The sequence below is a fragment of the Pseudonocardia endophytica genome, assembly GCF_004339565.1.
In the GTDB taxonomy this organism is placed as follows: Bacteria; Actinomycetota; Actinomycetes; order Mycobacteriales; family Pseudonocardiaceae; genus Pseudonocardia; species Pseudonocardia endophytica.
The window spans coordinates 1163742-1181409 of the sequence record NZ_SMFZ01000002.1 but is presented as its reverse complement, the minus strand read 5'-3'; the positions used below and the strand labels follow the sequence as shown (position 1 = coordinate 1181409).

12 protein-coding genes and 3 pseudogenes are annotated in these 17668 nt (G+C 64.1%); 4 read left to right on the top strand and 11 right to left on the bottom strand.

Annotation, left to right across the window (positions count from 1 at the left end):
• Window positions 1-17: 17 nt before the first annotated feature.
• Window positions 18-599 (top strand): LbetaH domain-containing protein, encoded by a 582-nt coding sequence (locus EV378_RS24350; RefSeq protein WP_207908853.1) that lies wholly within the window; start codon window positions 18-20, stop codon window positions 597-599.
• A 6-nt stretch (window positions 600-605) separates the two neighbouring features.
• Here EV378_RS24350 and EV378_RS24345 read toward each other — a convergent pair whose 3' ends face one another.
• Window positions 606-1844 carry a WcaI family glycosyltransferase gene (locus tag EV378_RS24345; protein WP_132429745.1) on the bottom strand — a complete coding sequence of 413 codons (1239 nt, stop codon included), beginning with the start codon at window positions 1842-1844 and terminating at the stop codon, window positions 606-608.
• Window positions 1845-1983: 139 nt separating this feature from the next.
• Between EV378_RS24345 and gmd the strand changes: the two genes are divergently transcribed.
• The gene (gene gmd, locus EV378_RS24340) at window positions 1984-2970 is read left to right on the top strand and encodes a GDP-mannose 4,6-dehydratase (RefSeq protein ID WP_132429744.1); all 987 of its coding nucleotides are present in this window, start codon (window positions 1984-1986) and stop codon (window positions 2968-2970) included.
• 207 nt (window positions 2971-3177) lie between these two features.
• Here the strand turns inward: gmd and EV378_RS37120 are convergent, their stop codons facing one another.
• The 8 genes and pseudogenes from EV378_RS37120 to EV378_RS24300 all read right to left on the bottom strand — a co-directional run bounded on the left by EV378_RS37120 (window position 3178) and on the right by EV378_RS24300 (window position 14009).
• On the bottom strand, window positions 3178-3693 hold the full coding sequence (locus EV378_RS37120) for a transposase (protein WP_424511273.1): 516 nt from the start codon (window positions 3691-3693) through the stop codon (window positions 3178-3180).
• Between the two features lie 361 nt (window positions 3694-4054).
• Window positions 4055-5125, bottom strand: a complete 1071-nt coding sequence (locus tag EV378_RS24330) for an O-antigen ligase family protein (RefSeq protein ID WP_165922462.1) — start codon at window positions 5123-5125, stop codon at window positions 4055-4057.
• A gap of 821 nt (window positions 5126-5946) precedes the next feature.
• Window positions 5947-6783: a glycosyltransferase family 2 protein gene (locus tag EV378_RS24325; protein WP_207908852.1), complete on the bottom strand. Its 837-nt coding sequence runs from the start codon at window positions 6781-6783 to the stop codon at window positions 5947-5949.
• Window positions 6780-7625: a glycosyltransferase gene (locus tag EV378_RS24320; RefSeq protein ID WP_243653952.1), complete on the bottom strand. Its 846-nt coding sequence runs from the start codon at window positions 7623-7625 to the stop codon at window positions 6780-6782. Before EV378_RS24320 ends, EV378_RS24325 begins: the two co-directional genes overlap by 4 nt.
• Before the next feature lie 253 nt (window positions 7626-7878).
• A complete protein-coding gene (locus tag EV378_RS37115) occupies window positions 7879-8808 on the bottom strand; it encodes a glycosyltransferase (RefSeq protein ID WP_424511272.1) in 930 nt (309 codons plus the stop codon).
• Window positions 8809-8910: 102 nt separating this feature from the next.
• Entirely contained in the window at window positions 8911-10134 is a 1224-nt protein-coding gene (locus tag EV378_RS24310; protein WP_132429738.1) for a lipopolysaccharide biosynthesis protein, read from the bottom strand.
• A gap of 2664 nt (window positions 10135-12798) precedes the next feature.
• Window positions 12799-13271: pseudogene (locus EV378_RS24305) on the bottom strand (BCCT family transporter); the annotation flags it as partial.
• Between the two features lie 54 nt (window positions 13272-13325).
• The gene (locus EV378_RS24300) at window positions 13326-14009 is read right to left on the bottom strand and encodes an SGNH/GDSL hydrolase family protein (RefSeq protein ID WP_132429737.1); all 684 of its coding nucleotides are present in this window, start codon (window positions 14007-14009) and stop codon (window positions 13326-13328) included.
• Between the two features lie 433 nt (window positions 14010-14442).
• On the opposite strand from EV378_RS24300, the pseudogene EV378_RS36485 reads away from it, so the two are divergent.
• Window positions 14443-15018 (top strand): annotated as a pseudogene (locus EV378_RS36485) (sugar transferase); the annotation flags it as partial.
• A gap of 67 nt (window positions 15019-15085) precedes the next feature.
• Here the strand turns inward: EV378_RS36485 and EV378_RS36005 are convergent.
• Window positions 15086-15772 (bottom strand): arsenate reductase/protein-tyrosine-phosphatase family protein, encoded by a 687-nt coding sequence (locus EV378_RS36005; RefSeq protein WP_207908851.1) that lies wholly within the window; start codon window positions 15770-15772, stop codon window positions 15086-15088.
• Between the two features lie 301 nt (window positions 15773-16073).
• Between EV378_RS36005 and EV378_RS24285 the strand changes: the two are divergent.
• Window positions 16074-16637 (top strand): annotated as a pseudogene (locus EV378_RS24285) (sugar transferase); the annotation flags it as partial.
• A gap of 87 nt (window positions 16638-16724) precedes the next feature.
• Here the strand turns inward: EV378_RS24285 and EV378_RS24280 are convergent.
• A complete protein-coding gene (locus tag EV378_RS24280) occupies window positions 16725-17663 on the bottom strand; it encodes a DNRLRE domain-containing protein (RefSeq protein WP_132429733.1) in 939 nt (312 codons plus the stop codon).
• Window positions 17664-17668 lie beyond the last annotated feature (5 nt).

Below are 17668 nucleotides of genomic sequence, written 5' to 3'. Positions count from 1 at the left end.
TCGTGCGAGGCAGCGCTGTGACCACTCCCTGGCTCGATCTGGGCAGCCATTCCGGACGCAACTACAGCAAGGGGCGTCCGGTCGCCTGGCAGATCCTGTGGCACGCAACCAGCAATCTGGTGTTCAAGAAGTGGTGGTTCCCCAGCCGGCTCCGACCTGCCCTGCTGCGGGTGTTCGGCGCCGAGGTCGATGACTCGGTGCGCATCCGCGAGGACGTGCGCATCCACTGGCCCTGGCGACTCCATATCAACGGCCCGGCATGGATCGGACACGGCGCCTGGATCCTCAACCTGGAGCAGGTCACGATCGCCCGCGACGTCTGCCTGAGCCAGGAAGCGTTGCTGTGCACCGGCTCACACGATCGCCACGATCCGGCGTTCGAGCACGCGAACGCCCCGATCACGCTCGAACGGGGCGCGTGGGTATGCGCGCGGGCGGTAGTCCTGGCCGGAACGGTCGTCGGCGACCACGCCATCGTCGGTGCGGGTGCGGTCGTGCACGGCACCATCGCCCCGTCGGCGACGGTCACGCAGACAGCCAAGCCGACGACGGCCCCGGTTCTGTCGAGCTCACCGGACCGGGCACCTCGTCCGACCTGACGATCGCTACGCCGCCTTCCCTCGACGGTCGACAGAGCCCGCCGCGAGTTCCTCGACCCATTGCACGTAGGCCGAGCGCGCCGCGTCCTCCGTCAGGACCTGCTGTGCGTAGCGGCGCCCACGCTCACCCATGGCGCGGGCGCCACTCTCGTCGCCGGCGAGCGTCTCGGATCCCTCCAGCAACGCCGCGGGGTCGCCGGCCGCGACGCAGCGCCCGCCGCCGGACGCCGTGATCTCGGTGGCAGATGCGCTCCGCGGACTCGTGGCCGCGATCACGGGGCGGCCAGCAGCGAAGTAGGACGTCAGCTTGCTCGGCACGCACATCTCGACGACTTCGGGCCGCTCGTTGAGCACCAGGACGTCCGCCGCTTCTAGGGCGGTCTCGAAGTCCCTCCCCGGCAGAGGATCGACGAAGCTCACCCGCTCGAGGCCGGCCGCGTGACGCTCCAGGTCCTTGCGCTGGTTCCCGTCGCCGAGCAGCACGAACCGCAGGTGGGACCCCCGTTCGTCCGCCAGCCGTGCGGCGTCGACGACGTTCTCGAGTCCTTGCTTCGCGCCCATGTTCCCGGCGTGCAGGGCGACAATGTCGTCCGGACCCCATCCCAGCCGCCGTCGCAGCTCGCCCGGATCGCCCGAGGCCGGCTGGGTGTGCGTCCAGTTGCGGATGACTGAGATCCGGTTTCGATCGGCGCCCAACTCGACCAGGGAGCGCTCGAACGTGTCATGGATGGCGACCAGACCGTCGGCCCTCGTGAGCAGGGAGCGTTCGAGTCCGGACACTAGCCGTGCACCGCGCCCGCCGAGAACGCCGGTCTCGGCGATCGCACGACCGTAGAAGTCCTGGACCACCACACCGAGGCGCGCACGGGCGCAGTACCGGCGAAGGAGGGCTGCCCCTACCGTCAGCAGCGCCGGGCTCACCGCGACGACGACGTCTGGCTTCGGGCTCCGCACCAGAGATGCGTGGGCCGAGAATACGGCCTCGGCGACGACTCGGCTACGTCCGCCGGGATTGCTCGGCACCGGGTGCCACAGCCTGGTGACGCGGATCCGGCCGTCGGTCTCCTCCATCCGCCGGCCGCCATAGCCATCGGCCACCTTCCACGCCGGATAGTGCGGGTGACTGGTGATGACGTGTACGTCGTGTCCCGCATCGGCGAGAAATCTCGCCATCCCGCTCGTGTAGGGGGCGATCCCCGCCTCTTCCGGCTGGTAGTTCAGACCCAGGACGACGACGCGCAGCAACGGGTCACACCTTTCCGCCCTACCCTCGGCCGGCTACTCGGCGGTCGAGGAGAGTCTCGCGCAGTGCCATCACACGACGCACAAAGTGACACGCTATCGTGCCGCGACCCACTCCACCGATCGACCCAGGAGTACCTCGATGAGCGACACCCCGCGCCGAGCACTCATCACTGGTATCACCGGGCAGGACGGCTCCTACCTGGCCGAGCTGCTGCTGTCGAAGGGCTACCAGGTCCACGGCCTGATCCGGCGATCGTCGACGTTCAACACAGGCCGGATCGACCACCTCTACCAGGATCCGCATGACCCCGAGGCGCGACTGTTCCTGCACTACGGCGACCTCACCGACGCATCACGTCTGGTTACCCTGATCGAGAAGATCCACCCTGACGAGGTTTACCACCTCGCCGCACAATCGCACGTCCGCGTCTCGTTCGACGAACCCGAATTCACCGGTAACACCACCGGCGTCGGGACCACCAGGCTACTCGAAGCGATCCGGATGGTCGGCGTCGACTGCCGCTTTTACCAGGCGAGCTCCTCCGAAATGTTCGGCGCCACACCGCCTCCGCAGAACGAAGACACTCCCTTCTACCCCCGCTCCCCCTACGGCGCGGCAAAGGTCTACGGCTATTGGATCGCCAGAAACTACCGTGAGGGCCACAACCTGTTCGCCGTCAACGGGATCCTGTTCAACCACGAGTCGCCGCGCCGTGGCGAAACCTTCGTCACCCGCAAGATCGCCCGTGCGGCCGCCCGCATTGCTCGGGGCGAAGAGAAGTTCGTCTACCTCGGCAACCTTGACGCAATCCGCGACTGGGGGTACGCGCCGGAGTATGTCGAAGGCATGTGGCGCATGCTTCAGGCTGACGAGCCCACCGACTACGTCCTAGCGACCGGCACCGCCTACACCGTCCGCGACTTCGTCCAACACTGCTTCGCTCACGTCAACCTCAAATGGGAGGACCACGTCAAGTTCGACGAGTCCTACCTACGCCCCACCGAGGTCGACGCACTGATCGGCGACCCCGCGAAAGCCCACGATATCCTCGGCTGGAAGGCCCAAACAATGCCGGACCAGCTCGCCCGCATTATGGTCGACCACGAACTCGGAGCAATGACCTAGTGTGGTGGTCGACGATTGTTACGGTTCGGTATGAGTGATGGGCGAAGTAGAGCTGGCGTTGTTGGAGCCGACGCAGGTCGAGAAGACGCGCCGCAGGGCTGGACGCGGCGCGGTAAGATCGCGCAGGCGTCGGCGACTCGAGCACGGATCGTGTTGACGTGCGCGCAGGGCCTATCCACCAGCGAGGTGTCCCGCGTGCTGAGGGTCTCACTGCCGAAGGTCGGTAAGTGGCAATCGGTTCGTGGTCGACCGGCTGGATGGCCTGTCCGACGAGCCCAGTCCGGGTGCACCCCGCACAATCGGCGACTCCCAGGTCGAGCTGGTGATCACCAAGGCTTTGGAGGAGCGGCCGGCCAACCGGGACAGTCTCAGGTCCACGCGCTCGATGGCGGCCGCGACAGGAATGTCGCAGACGGCGATCTCGCGGATCCGGCGCGCGTCCGGTCTCAAGCCGCATCTGGTGGATACCTGGAAGCTGTCGGCCGATCCGTGTTCATCGACAAGGTCCGCGACGTGGTCGGGCTGAATCTGTTCGCACCCGGCGCGCAACCCAGGATCAGCGCCGTAGACCTCGTCGGCGGTGCCCCATCGGGCGCTGACCCCGGCGTGTAGCGCCCGAGCGAACATCCCGGTCGCCAGCTGCGGCTTGGTCGCGAACTCGATTCCCGCCGGCACACCGGCCTCGTCGACCCGGTCGGGATCCTCGGTCCAGCAGCGGGCCAGGTAGAGTTCGCGGCGAAGTGTCGCTATCCGGGGAGACTTGGCGGTCGACCCACCAGATAAAACTTGCGATCACGGATTCCTGCGCGGTTCGGGAAGAGCAGTCGCTGCCGTCGAGGGTGAAGTAGCGAAGCACCGCTGCGCTTCGGACAGGGCAAGCCGCCCGCACCCGCCACACCGTGTTCGCGATCCGCAAGAGCGCCAACGACTTTATCGGCGTCCACGATCGGTCCTCTGCCCAGACGCGAGATCGGGAGCGGGCTTTAGCCTGATCGGCACGTTCACGCGTATCACCATCCATATCTCTCCGAGGGATCTCGGATGTCGTGTACACGCTCACAGCATCGTCGGAAGTCTCCAACGGCTACTTCAGCGTGCTCGACCTGACCGCACCCGGCGGAGCCGACACGGATTTTCCGTTTAGCACGGGCGCTTTGGAGCGTCGACCGTAAGCGGTCGCCGCGGTGACAGCAACGAATAGCAGGACGGCGAAGCTGAGGCCCTTATCCTCGACGAACGAGCCGAATGGGATCTGCACCAGGAACAGCACTACGAACGACCAACACGCCGTGTACACGAAATCTGGTCGTTCCCGAGAACCGATCACAATCGGGCGGACCAGAGCCGCCAAGAAACAGACCAGCGCTCCGGTACCGAACAGTCCAAGCTTCGCAACCGGGCCGAGCGGCGAGTCGATGTTGGATCTGTTCGGCTCGTCCCGCCCCGGGACCTCGAACTGGTGCCCCAGCCCGACCCCGAACACCGGGGCATTGGCGATAGCCCCCGCCGCCTGCGTGGTCTGACTGGCGCGACCCTCGTACGACTGATCGGCGTCGGCGCTACCAGTCAGGACTCGTTCCGCGGCCTCGATTCTCGAACCGAGGAATTCTGGATTCGAGATCAGCGCGCTCCCCAGGACTGGAAGTGCTGTCCACACGATCAGCGCGGCGGCGCCCACACACATCACCGCTCGGATCGGGGGGATCCTCTCCCGTGCCAGCGGGCCAATCGCCGCTCCGACCGCCGCGAACAGGATCAGCGCCGTCCGGCTTCCAGTGATCAGGATCGATAGCGGCATCAGCAGTGCGGCCGCGCCCCACCATATCCGGTGTCGCCTCCGCAGCAGTGCCCGCACCAGCAGGAACCCGAACGCGAACGCGATCATCGCCGCGGAACCGAACGCGAACCGGCTCACAGGCAACGTACTGACACCCCGCCTGCTAAGCCAGTCGACCGCGAACGCGACCGCCGAGATGACGCCGACCACGGCAATCATCCGGAAGCACCAGTCGCGGGACAGATCGTGGACTGCCCCGAGGGCGATGATTGGCGAACCGATCAGCAGGATGTAAGGCAGGGCGTCCCGCAGCCAGGACTCTGGCGAGATGCCGTTGATCTGCGCGACCAAGAACGACGTGGCCAGCGCGCCACCCATCAGTATTATCGTCGGGACGACCCACCGATACGACCGAAACCATGGCTCAGCCATACGTCGGTTGATGTGCGGTATCGATACCGCGGCGGCGACCAGCAGCCCAGCCAGGTAGGCGAGCTTGGTGACGCCGACTCCGGGCGGGCCGAGGACCAGTAGGCCTCCGAGGAGCGTGTATAGCACTCGAGCCTTCCCGCTCTTGACCAGCGGCGGGATAAGTAAGAGCGCCGCTACCGCCACCGCCATCACGATTGGCGCGTTTGCCGCAAGCCCTCCAGCGGCAAACGCACACAAGCAGACGACTGCCCACCACCAGAACGCGCTCCGGCCGGGCACGTGGGGTGTTCGCCATACCGCCGGGTGCCACGATCCCACCACGATCCGACCTCGCCTCTGTTGGATCCGGGACTCCAACTCGTTTCCTACACCCCTTCTTGATATCACCGCACGACGGGTCGAGTGGAGCGTGCGATACATGCACCCGGCGCAATAGGCCCTATTGCACCAGAACAGCCACCCTGACAGGTCGACGCTGGACGGCATCGGACCCCTCTGGCCAGCTAGTCGTGCGACACCGTGTCCAGACGGCACCGGGCGATTCGTTCCTGGGCAGACCAGTATCTAGGACTATCGACGCGTTCGCGTACCTCAACGTCACGGGCTGCCTGCCGAACCCCCAGACGCCCGGGCCGTACGTGCCTATCTCGGCATCGACCCTCACCGCCCCGACCTGGTTGCGAACGGGCGCGTCCCGTTACCCGCTTTGGGCAGGTTCAACAACTCTCCGCATTCCGTGAAGAGCTCCCCGTCGAGCGCGGTTTACGCTATCCGGCACGCCTAGCCTCGCGCGTCTTCACGTTGATCTGCCAGTAGTAGAACGCCAAGCTCAACGCGTAGTTTAAGCCCGGGATTCCATCCCTGAACCCTGCCCGCAGTACATACGAGTAGACGAAGAACAGAAGCGGCTTCAAAGGCAATCGATCAAAGATTCGCCCTTGCAGAGTCTTGGACGCTCTAACCTGCCGTTGAGCAGACTTGTTGACCCTCAGATGCGCTTCCCAGTCAGAATACCGATTATGACGGGCAAAGTAGGAGTACAGGGGGTCGACATCGTCGTGCACGACCTCTCCACTCAATGCCCCCACTTCACCATCAATCACCGGCTGATAATGTCCTTCGACTTCCCACATATTTGCTACATTTAGATCATCTACAACCGGGAAATGGCACCTGTCTTTATCAAGAAGTACTACCTTACGTACCCGATGCCCATGATGCAAGATCCGACCGTCGAAACGATAAGCATACTCGACGGAATATGCACCGGGCGAGTCGGCTGACGACGACCGACAGAGAATCTGCTGACCCATCTCGTCCAGCAGAGAACGGGTAAATATCTCATCGGCATCCACGAACAAGACCCATCGATTCCTGATGTCGCTATGCTCTAGCGCCCATTGCTTCTTCTTAGGATACTGACCGTCCCACAAGAAGTCGACAACGTCCGCGCCGGCACCCCTGGCAATCGCCGGCGTTCCGTCCTCGCTGGCCGAGTCAACAACAACAACTTGATCGAGACATAGAAGAGAATGAATTGTGCGCTCGATGACACGAGCTTCATTCTTAGTAAGAATGATTGCGGTAATTGGAACCCTTGTCACCGAAATACCTCCATCGAATCGTGGCCCTCGTCTCGCCGAGTTGCTGCAGCCACAAATGACTTAGCCATCGCCTCAGCTGTATAGTATTGCTGACATTCGTTGGAAATCGTCACCGAACTCTCGATCCAATCGTCCCGGGACCGAAAGACGTCGACAATCTCCTCGCTAAGTGCCTCCTTGGATCGCGCATTGAAGAATCGAGAGTTAGCAGAGTTTGCTAGCTCGACCTCCGGAGCATGCGGTTCATCATCTGCGATAATCATCGGAACGCCGAAAGCGAGCGACTGAGTTAAGGCCAGGCCGACATATCCAGGTGAAACCGAGACCAAGGCGTCTTGATAGAAACCTTTCAGTCGTTGCGAATCAGAGACGGCACCCTCGAAATCGACCGAAGCCTCGACGCCTAAATCGCGGACAAGCGCGCGAAGCCTCTCCTCCATCGGGCCACTTCCAATTATGACGAGTCTTGCACCTGAAGGAATCGACGCTCTTGCACAGGCGTATGCCTCAACCAAAAGATCGGGACGCTTCAGTACAGACAGCCGACCGCAATACAGCAGATTAATCCTACGGCCCCTTGAAACCGGATTGACACGCCGCTGCGTCGCATTCGGAACTACGTAAACCGAGCCAATCTTCGGTTGATGCTCGAGAAGCTGTCGCCGTTGTCCAAACGTATAGACACATACTTCTCCGCAAAGAGATCTTAATACAGACCTAACTCGGTCGGAGCCGGAATCCGGGCCACTCCTCGGGAACGCGTGACCCCAACCTAACGTTCTACGCCCTAGGATCCGACGTAACAGTACGAGTAACCACGTGGTCAAGCATCTGGGGTTCATATCGACGATAAGGACGGCCGCATCTAACGCCTGGAGCATCGCTGCGCCCGTTTGAACGTAGACGCGCCCGCCAAGGAAGTACCGATTTCTAACAGAGAGAATCGGAAAAGAAACCTCCGTAGTTACAACTGGCGGAGCCGATCTCAATCCGGCAACTGCGGAGAACCGGTTACCGAGCCGGTAGGCTACCTCCTCGAGAAAATCCTGGCGATAGGCCGGAAGAATAGTATGGAGGAGTACTACTCTATTCGTTCTACTCATCAACCCCAGACCCTTCGATCTCGCTACCGACGATATCGGCCGCTAGTGTGCAATACGAACGGAACGTGACCGACAGGCTATGAGTCTCACGTACTAGATTCTGCACGACCCGGGCGTGCGCGACCGCTTCTCCGTAGCTTTCTCCAACAGATTGTATTGCGTGAATCGCAGACGATGAAGAGTCCGCCTCAAAGGTTGCGGCAGCCAGACAGACCCCTGCAATCTCCGGTGCAATATTGCTTGGACATACGATTGGAACCCCAACCGCCGCAGCCTCTAGCAGAACGACCGAGTGGGCCTCACGATGCGAAGTGTGGAGAAGTAGATCTGCGGCCATAAGATCATAGCCGACATCATTAGACGGTCCCAGGAGCTTAGCGCCATCTTCCATACTGCGTGTAGCCACTACTTGAAGAGACCCTTCCTCTGGTAGCGGACCAATCCAGCTAAAGCAAAACCTACCCTTCAGTCCAGCACAAATCTTGGACCACAACTCTGGATTCTTCTGGGTTGCGAAACGACCAACAGTAAATATGTCCTGCGGGGCGTCACGATATTCCTGCTTCGTCGGGAGCGAGTTCGACACACCGTTCGGAATGACCGTGGGGCGTGGGTGTCTTGGAAATCTTCGCATGAACCGCGCGAGTTGAGCCGCGGACACACCAACGACTCCAGACGTGCGAGTGGCAAGCAACCGTTCAATGATCCGGAACTTCCAGTGCGTATAGTCGTCCCCCGCGCTGTGCAAGACAATACATACGGGACGAGGGGTTGAGAATCTCGCATACATTGCCGGAAAGATGCTGTGTGCAAAGAGAACGTCGAACTCCTCTCTCGCTAACCTTGATCGGAGGTCGGCAATAATCGAAAACCTGCTCCGGCGAAGATCGGAATCTGACCTATGCAGGTGAACAAGAGTCATCGGACTTATGCCGTGCTCGCGGCTTTCTTCAACGAGACTCTCGACTAGTGCTTCCGCACCACCGATCTGCGCCGACGGTACCAGGTGAGCGATTCGCACCATCTACATCATCTGCCTTCTGAGGCGAGCGAACTTTGCTGAGAAACCGGAAAAGATCACTATCTGAGCGAGGAGGAATGCCACAGCCGCGCTGAGTGCCCCCATTAACGGAATCAGGCCAATCAAGCTGGTAAGCTGAACCCCAACCCCAATTCCTATGACAACCGAAACGAATCGGTCAAAATGACGAGCTTGTAGGAACACAGCCATGGGTTGATTGAGAACCGCTGGGATCGTCCCCAACGCAAGTATCTGGAGAATCCCCACCGATCCCGAGTACGCGTCGCCGACCAATAGAGGAACCAACACTGGTGCGAAGCTGGCCACGCAGACGCATGCGAGAATGGCAAGACCCAGGATCCAATACGTTCGCCTTACCTGGGCGATAGCCGCTGCGTTGCTTGGAGCCTTCGCGATGTATGGGATCGATGCGCTCGAGACGGCCGTCGACACCATTCCCATCGGCTGTGTCCATCTGGTTACAGCTCCGTATAAGCCAGCCGACTGCGGACCGCCGAATAACGCCAGCAAGGACACGTCAAGATTCTGAAGACTAATCGCCGACGAGTAGGATCCGTATCCAAGCGCTCGTCTCCACGGCCAGAATTTCAAGAAGCTCGAACGGGGCGTAACCCGAAGGCTAGGGGATGTCACGATCCAACTAAAAGCTCCACCGAAGATTGGGCCTGCGCTAAGAGCGATACACATTGCCAGGTCAGCTGGCGCTTCCAATGCCAGCAGTGTGAGAAAGAGGGCAAAAGCGGTTGCCTTGTCAATTAGGCCAGATATCGCGTAGTGATGTCCCCGCGACCCGGCCCGAAGCCCCACATCTGCTGTCTGCTTGAGAAGGAACGATATACCTATGGGGCATGCTGCTAGATAGCGCCAGTCGACCCCACCTGCTATCGTTACGAGGCCCGAGACACCAAAGATTAAGACGCAAATGCAGATCTTCCCCGTTGCGCGAGCGCTGACCTCGCCTATATGAGAGTTCCCGTTCGCGAGGTCACGAACCCACATGTTGCTCGTCCCGAAGTCAACTACGCCCGCAACTACTAGGCCAAGAGACACAGCGGCCGCCACTACACCAAAGTTCTGAGGTGAACTTGCGCGCGCCGCGGCGACGAATATCACCGCCGTCAGTAGTTGCGAAGCACCGAGTCCGATCGCGATCGAAACCGCTTGACCACCAAGCGAGGCTTTTGCGGCTGACCGGTCCGAGGTCATCCGATCATCTTTCGAAGAAAGTCGGGTTGTGAGTTCAATGTACCGATATTAGGCTGCGGCTTTGAAAGCCGCATGGCTCGGTTCATCGCATCTCCGATACTCGACGCCCCCAATCGAGTAAACTCGGCTCCCTCGGGCCAGTCTAAGCAGTCTTTCTCAAGTGTTGGAGCTCCGGCCGCTACTACCCGCGTCCCTATCGCCGACGCCCGGCCCATAACACCGCTTGGACCGTCGTTAGAGTGGGCGAGAATAATGCAATCGATTGTTCTGATTACGTGGTCCAACTCTGCATCAGTAAGAAGCCTGTCAATTATAACAATCCGTTGTGCGAAATCAGGATTGCTAGCTACGGAACTAGTGATGACACGTCGGACTCGCGGCTCAATTTTCCCTGCAAATATAAGCATCCAATCGAAATCTAGTGCTACACACGCGTCAAGGACGAGATCGATATTCTTGCGCCAAGTAACAGACCCCACGACGCCGAAACAGTAAGGCCGCTCCACTCGGCTCCCGAAGATCTCGTCTGCGATCGCCCGGCCGACCATCGCGTTCGATTGCTCAATGTAGATCGGATCCCGTACCTCGAAGCGCTTCACGGTGCGCCGGAGTGCGGATGTCAGAACAAAGACGGAAATATTCTTCCGAAAGGAAGCGATCCATATACATAGCAGCTTGACGAGGTTGACTGGCCGGCTCGGCGGAAAGGAGGGGGCCCGCATGACCAGCAGCCTCAGCTCGCCTTGTTTCCAGCGACGAAATGTAGCTGAAGGCAGAAATTGGTCGCCGTCGGGAATAATTACAGTTGAAGCCCCGTACCTCTTCGCAATCTTACGTACGGTCGAGAAGTCGACCTGGGACACCTCGGCCACCAAGTCAGTTCGCAGACCCGAAATATGAAGAGCGTACTCATCGGATTTCAAGAATCCCGAACACCCCAGGAGTATGATTGGCCTGTTTCGGCGGTGCGACTCCTCAATGATTGATCGAATGTATAGAAGTCGATGACCACGGTAGTCCGATACAACAACCATTACAGAGCCTGGCCGTACGGAAGCCTCGGCTTGGCTGGTCTGGCTACTCACCGATACCCTTCCTGTCGGATCGAGGACGCATCATGTCCGCTTACAGCCAGTGCCCCGGACGCGGGCCACATACATACGGTGGCTTGTGACGTGCGCTTGACCAGCCGAATGGTGAGGCTAGGTACGGCCCTCTCTATTCCTATGGGCACGAGTGGAGCTGTGATGACCCGAGATTTGCGGACAGTCTGTGAATATCCTTCGGTGCTCACCCTGCGACTCCGTCCTCGAACACTAGTCAATAGCCTCGCTCACCCTCCGCATATTGTGGCTTCCGTCAGGAACGGTAAACGACTGCTTCTAGCGTTCACTCCCGCTCGGATCGTGTCTGGTCGTTGTCGTGACCCGGTGGTGCGAACTCTATCGCGCCGCCCGCATCGGACGTGACTGGCCCATCCGTCCGCGTGCTGGCAGTGGCGGCCGGGCCGTTGCGGACTCCTGGACGCGCCGCAGTCGGTCCCGATGACCTCGCGATACTCGGAGGATCACTGCGTCTATCAGGGACAGACAGATCGCCCACCGGCGGAGCAGTAGGTTGAGTTCTCGACGGGTTGTGGATGAGCCGAGGCGTCAGACATCTCGCCGCTATCAGGCGCGAAGCAGGCTCCTTCCCTTCCGGCCCGGCGAAGACTTCTACTCTTTGGCGCGAGAGGGTCGTAGACGGAGAACCGGTTTAATACGGATGCCACTACGGTACGCTGGTATCCAAGATCGAATTGATCTTGTCGAAATAGCCACGATGAGGAATCACTAAAAGGCTGTCCGGGTCAGGTCCGTCCGAGATCCCGTTATTCGCTACGCCTGGATTTGCACCTGCGTAGATATCGAACTCTCATGAGTGGAACGGCAGGCCCGCCTATTCGGACCCGATGGGGTAGTCGCAGCCGCAATGGCGCCAGCACGCGAGTACGGTAATCTCCTCGATTGTCGTGGATTGGGGCCGCGGAGAGAGGCCGACGACCAGAGATTCGCACCGCTGACCACGTCCTTCAGAATCCAGGGCGTGGCACAGCAACCGGAGAGTTTGCCGTCGAGGCTCCACGGCGCGAGTTGCCCCGGAGATGTTGGTTGCATGCCAGAGCCGATTACGGCCTGAGAACCGGCTCTCGCGACGTCGATGCGAGGCGGCCCGCATGCATCCGGAGCGGCTCATGAGCAGACGGTGCGCCTGGGTTGCCGCGGTAGATAGGCCGTGGACGTTGCCGATTCAGATCAAGACCGGGCGGCATCGTCCGTCCGTACCCACGGGCTTCGTCTCTCTGGCTCGGTCCATTAACCCATTGTGACTTGCGATGGCACATCCGCCCAGCTGAACGGGCGGATGTTCCGTGTCCGCGACGTGACTGCCGGTAGAGCGATGGCGCTCCGCCATGGTGAGTAGCTCGGAAGTGACCGGCGGCCGCGCGCCACGGCCGACACCTGCGCGGCGCGCTCACTAATCCCTGGGATCGTGGTCAGGATGTGAGCGCGTGTCTCAGACCACCCACCAGGGGCCTCGATTGAACGTCCGCCACCTCCGTTTACGGGTCCGGCCTGGGCCCCCGTTCGTAGGGTGTTCCTGGCGAAGATCACCCGAGGTCGGGACGAGCACGCCGTTGCCCACCGAGGACGCCACGCCGGTCGCCTCCAGCCCGCCGGCGATCTGCAGCGCGCCGAGGCCGAGCGACGTGGCGGAGCCGAAGATGGCGACGATGTCGTTGACCTTGCCGAGCCACTCGCTCGCCGCACTCGCGCCGATCAGCGGTACGGACACCGAGCTGATGAGGTGTCGCCGACCGCTGCGGAACGACGAGTAGGCGATGGCGAGCCCGACCACGGCGTAGATCGCCACGGGTGCAGCGTCCAGCGGAACAGCGAGGTCGCCACGGCGTTGCGCACCGCACCGACCCGGTCCCCCGGCGGGACCGGGCCGGGAGGCGATTCGGTGTAGAACGCCAGCGGCTCCGCAACGCCGTAGAACATCAGCCCGATGCCCATGCGGGCGCTGAACATCATCGCCACCCAGGACGGGGTGCGGAACGCGGGGCGCTCGTCGTGGCCGCCGGGCCGGATGCGCCGGACCGACCTCGCGTCGCACTGCGCGATGGCGGAGCGCTCGACCACCGTGGCTCACTGCGGCAGCACGTTCACCTTCCGCAGCGCGTCGTCGACGAGCTCGGACAGCCGCTGGTGGCCGCGGTCGTTCAGGTTCTCCCCGTCCGGCGTCAGGCCGTCCTGGTCGCGGTCGTTGAACCAGCGCTCCTCGATCGGGTCGACGAACGGGAGCCTGGCCTCCGCCGCGGTGTCCCGGATCGCGTCGCGCACCTCAGCCATCCGCCGCGGCGCGTCCCCACCGATCCACATCGGCCCGATCACGACCACCTTGGCCTGGGGTAGGCGCGTCTTCAGGTCCTGGAAGAGGCGTCCCGCGGCGTCGCGGACGGCGTCCGGATCGCTCCCGGAGTCGGCGCGACCGCCAGACACGACGACGAGTTGTGGTCGGGCGTCGACCACCTTCTGCACCTGGTCGCTCAGTGGTGCGCCGGCGACGTAGCCGGAGCCGTAGACGGCCGGGTTCGTGACGCGCCACCCCTCACGGGCTGCCAGGAGCGCCGTGTAGCTGGCAGGTCCCTCTCCCCCGCTGGGTGAGCCGGAGGTGTACCCGTCGGCGACGAACGCGACGGACGGCTGCGGTGGCGGCGGAGGTGGGGTGGCGGCCGCGGCCGACGCTCCCCCGGACGACAGGGACGCTTGCTTCTGGATCGCGAGCACGAGCATGACGACGGTCGCGATGCTGAGCAGCGTCAGTGCCACCGCACCGCCGCTCAATCGGAACCCCCGCACGTCCCGCCCCCTCTGGCCTCGACCTCGGAACCCGGAGAGTCCATCCGAGATGCCGGTTACCTGTCAACCGGGCCGTCGACGCAGGTCAGCTGTAGGTGGCTGGTTCTCGCCAAGTCGTCGCATCGGTCGTTTCCGCAGTTCGCAGGCCATGTGGTCCAGGTCACCGGCCTGCTCGATCATCAGCTTTGTGGATCCGACGGCTCTATCGCTAATAGGCCGTTCGGACCGGTCGACATTCCGTGCGTCAGACCGGCCACCACCGAACAAGGGACACGAGATGACCGCCGCCGCACCGGCCCTCACCTCCGAGCTGATCACCATCCCCGCCCAGCGCGGGCCCGTCGACGAGATCGACACGCTCGACTCCGCTTCACCGGCCCGCCGCGCCGGCGCCGTCTACGCGGTCCTCAACGCCGTCGTCGCGACCCTGATCCTGCTGGCCGCCGCACCGGTGCTGCTGGTCGTCGCCCTGGCCGTGAAGCTCGACGGCGGCCCCGTCTTCTTCCGCCAGACGCGAGTCGGCGAGGACGGCCGGGAGTTCTCGATGATCAAGTTCCGCTCGATGGTCGTGGACGCCGAGTCCAAGCTCGTCGCTCTGATCGCCCAGAACGAGGGCGCAGGCCCGCTGTTCAAGATGCAGCGCGACCCGCGGATCACCCGCGTCGGCCAGTTCCTCCGCAAGTTCTCGCTCGACGAGCTGCCGCAGCTGTTCAACGTCGTCGGCGGCACCATGGCCCTCGTCGGCCCCCGCCCCGCCCTGCCCCGCGAGGTCGCGCTGTACTGCCCGCTGGCCCTGCGCCGCCTCGCCGCCAAGCCGGGCCTGACCGGCCTGTGGCAGGTCTCCGGGCGCAGCAACCTCTCCTGGGACGAGTCGATCCGCCTCGACGCCACCTACGTGAACACCTGGTCCCCGGTCCTCGACCTGAAGATCCTGGTCCGCACCGTCGGCGCCGTGCTCCGCGGCGGTGGCGCCTACTGAACCGCTCCCCGGCGACACAGACGGCGGCCGGCCCCGTGCGGGGGTCCGGCCGCCGTCTGCTTTCCGTTCAGGCTCCCCGGAACTGCTGCGCCGGGTGTCGGACCTGCGGCGGCGGCAGTGGCCTGCGCGGCGGACCCGACGGCGGCGCCGGGGGATTCCGCGGCGCGAGGACGTCGAGGACCGTCCGCAGTGCGTCGAAGATGAGTGTGGTGGACAGCCGGTGGGCCTCGGGCGGGCCGCCCATCGGGTCCGGGATGTCGTCGTCGTCCGGCGCGGGGACCCGCCCCCGCATCCCGCGCGCCCCGGCCACGACGGAGTGCCCGCGTGCGACGGCGTCCGGCGGGAGCGTCTCCCGGGGGAGCTCGGCCGCCAGGCGGGCGAACTCGCGCAGGCTGAACGTGCGGTCCAGCAGATGTGGGAACTCCTCGAGGATCGCGGAGCGGTGCCGGGGCGTGGCACCGAGGACGAGATCGACCCCGGCCAGGACGTCACCGCGCAGCTGGCGGGCGACAAAGCCCGCGGAGTGCGCGTCGTCGAGACCCCACGGCGCCAGCTGGGCACGCGCCATCGGATGGATCCCGGAGCCGACGACCGCCTGCACACCGGCGCTGCGGACGTCGAACCGCGCCGCCTCCCGACCACCGAGCCGGCCGCGCAGCAGGTGCCGGGTCAGGATCTCGGCGCTGGGTGACCGGCAGATGTTGCCGGTGCACACGAACAGCACGCGGAACACGTCCGCCGAGGTCCCTCCCACCCGTCCATTGTGACGGGCGACCCCGCCCTCGCGCAGGAGACTGCTCCCGATCACGTCCGTGAGCGTTCATCAGCTTTGTGGATCCCGCTCGCGATCGGCTAATGGGCCGGACCACCGCCCCGAAAGATCAGGTGACACCCGGCCGCAAGGCCGGCGCACCGGATCTTGGGGGAACACCGAGATGACTGCCGCCGCACCGGCACTCACCGCCGACACCGTCCTCGAGCACGTGGCCGTTCGCCGGTCGACGGATGTCACCGCGCCGCGGCGCGCCGGCCGCTTCTACGCGGTCCTCAACGCCGTCGTCGCCTCGCTGATCCTCCTGATCGTCGCGCCGGTCCTGCTGGCGGTCGCCATCGCCGTCAAGCTCGACGGCGGCCCGGTCCTCTTCCGCCAGACTCGCGTCGGTCACGACGGCCGCGAGTTCCGGATGATCAAGTTCCGCTCGATGGTCGTCGACGCCGAGGCCAGGCTCGCCGCGCTGATCGAGCGCAACGAGGCCGCCGGTCCCCTGTTCAAGATGGCCCGCGACCCGCGCATCACCCGCGTCGGCCAGTTCCTCCGCACGTACTCGCTCGACGAGCTCCCGCAGCTGTTCAACGTCGTCGGCGGCACCATGGCCCTCGTCGGTCCCCGCCCCGCCCTCCCGCGCGAGGTCGCCCACTACTGCCCGCTCGCCGCCCGCCGCCTCGACGCCAAGCCCGGCCTCACCGGCCTCTGGCAGGTCTCCGGCCGCAGCAACCTGTCCTGGGACGAGTCCATCCGCCTCGACGCCCGCTACGTCGACACCTGGTCCCCGGCCCTCGACCTCACGATCCTCGTCCGCACCGTCGGCGCCGTGCTCCGCGGCGGCGGCGCCTACTGAAGCCACCCTCCCGCAACAAGGAACGGCGGCCGGCCCCGTGCGGGGGTCCGGCCGCCGTTCCCTTTCGTCCCACCGGTCCGGTAGAGATCACCCGTAGGTGAGGACCAGCTGCGGAGGACGACCCCCCTCCGTCGAGGAGTAGCTCTGCGTCGCTGCCGGCGAGCTGTTCTCGGTCTGGTCCCGCACCACGAACCCGTGGTTCGGTCCCCGGTACTGGGCCGCGACGACGGGGGTCACCGCCCACTGCTGCGTGGTGCCGGGCTCGGACGGGCTGACGCTGCTGCCCGCGTCGGTGATCGAGCTGGTCGGGCGGTTGTCGTTGGTCACGGTGCTCGCCGTCCAGCTCGACGTGTTGCGGCCGGCGAGGATCGTCCGTCCCGCCGTGCCGGACGCGTGGTACATCTGCAGGGTCGCGCCGGTGAGCGTGCACCCGTCGGGCAGGGCCGGGAGGTCGAACTGCACGAGGGCCCGCTGGTCGCCGCTGTTCGACGACGAGACGGACAGCGTCGGGTCCGACCCGTGGTTGGCCGTCGGGTCCGCCTCGTCGATCCACGCGTCGCCGCTGGCGGTGACGGTCGTGCTGCCCGCGGTGCAGGTCGGCCCGCACGGCCCGACCGGTGCGGAGGCGACCGGGCTCGATCCGCTCACCCACGCTCCCAGCGTGCTCAGCACCCGGACGTGGACGGTCTTCGCCGTGCCGGCGCCGGTGATCGTCAGCGTGGTCGACGTCCCGGTGGTCGTCGTCGTGGTCGGGCTGGTGAACGCCGGCGAGTCCGACCACTGCACCCGGTAGCCGGTGGCGCGGTCGGCCGGCGCGAAGCTCACCGGCAGGGTGGCCGTCGTCGCCGACGTGCAGGACGCCGTGCCGACCGAGCCGGTGGTCGGCGCGGCCAGCGCCCCGGCGCGGCCGGTGGCCGAGCCGGAGCCGTCGACCGTCCACGCCGCCCAGGCCACGCCGCCGCCCACCAGCATCACCAGCGTGGCCAGCAGGGCGACGACCGTCACGCGCCGCTCAACGCGCGGCATCGCGG

Bases quoted from the DNA above. Each gene is read 5' to 3' on its own strand.
- EV378_RS37115 (WP_424511272.1), bottom strand. From the start codon at position 8,808: ATGACTCTTGTTCACCTGCATAGGTCAGATTCCGATCTTCGCCGGAGC.
- EV378_RS24330 (WP_165922462.1), bottom strand. From the start codon at position 5,125: ATGGGTGGCGCGCTGGCCACGTCGTTCTTGGTCGCGCAGATCAACGGC.
- EV378_RS24320 (WP_243653952.1), bottom strand. From the start codon at position 7,625: ATGAACCCCAGATGCTTGACCACGTGGTTACTCGTACTGTTACGTCGG.
- EV378_RS24310 (WP_132429738.1), bottom strand. From the start codon at position 10,134: ATGACCTCGGACCGGTCAGCCGCAAAAGCCTCGCTTGGTGGTCAAGCG.
- EV378_RS24280 (WP_132429733.1), bottom strand. From the start codon at position 17,663: ATGCCGCGCGTTGAGCGGCGCGTGACGGTCGTCGCCCTGCTGGCCACG.
- gmd (WP_132429744.1), top strand. From the start codon at position 1,984: ATGAGCGACACCCCGCGCCGAGCACTCATCACTGGTATCACCGGGCAG.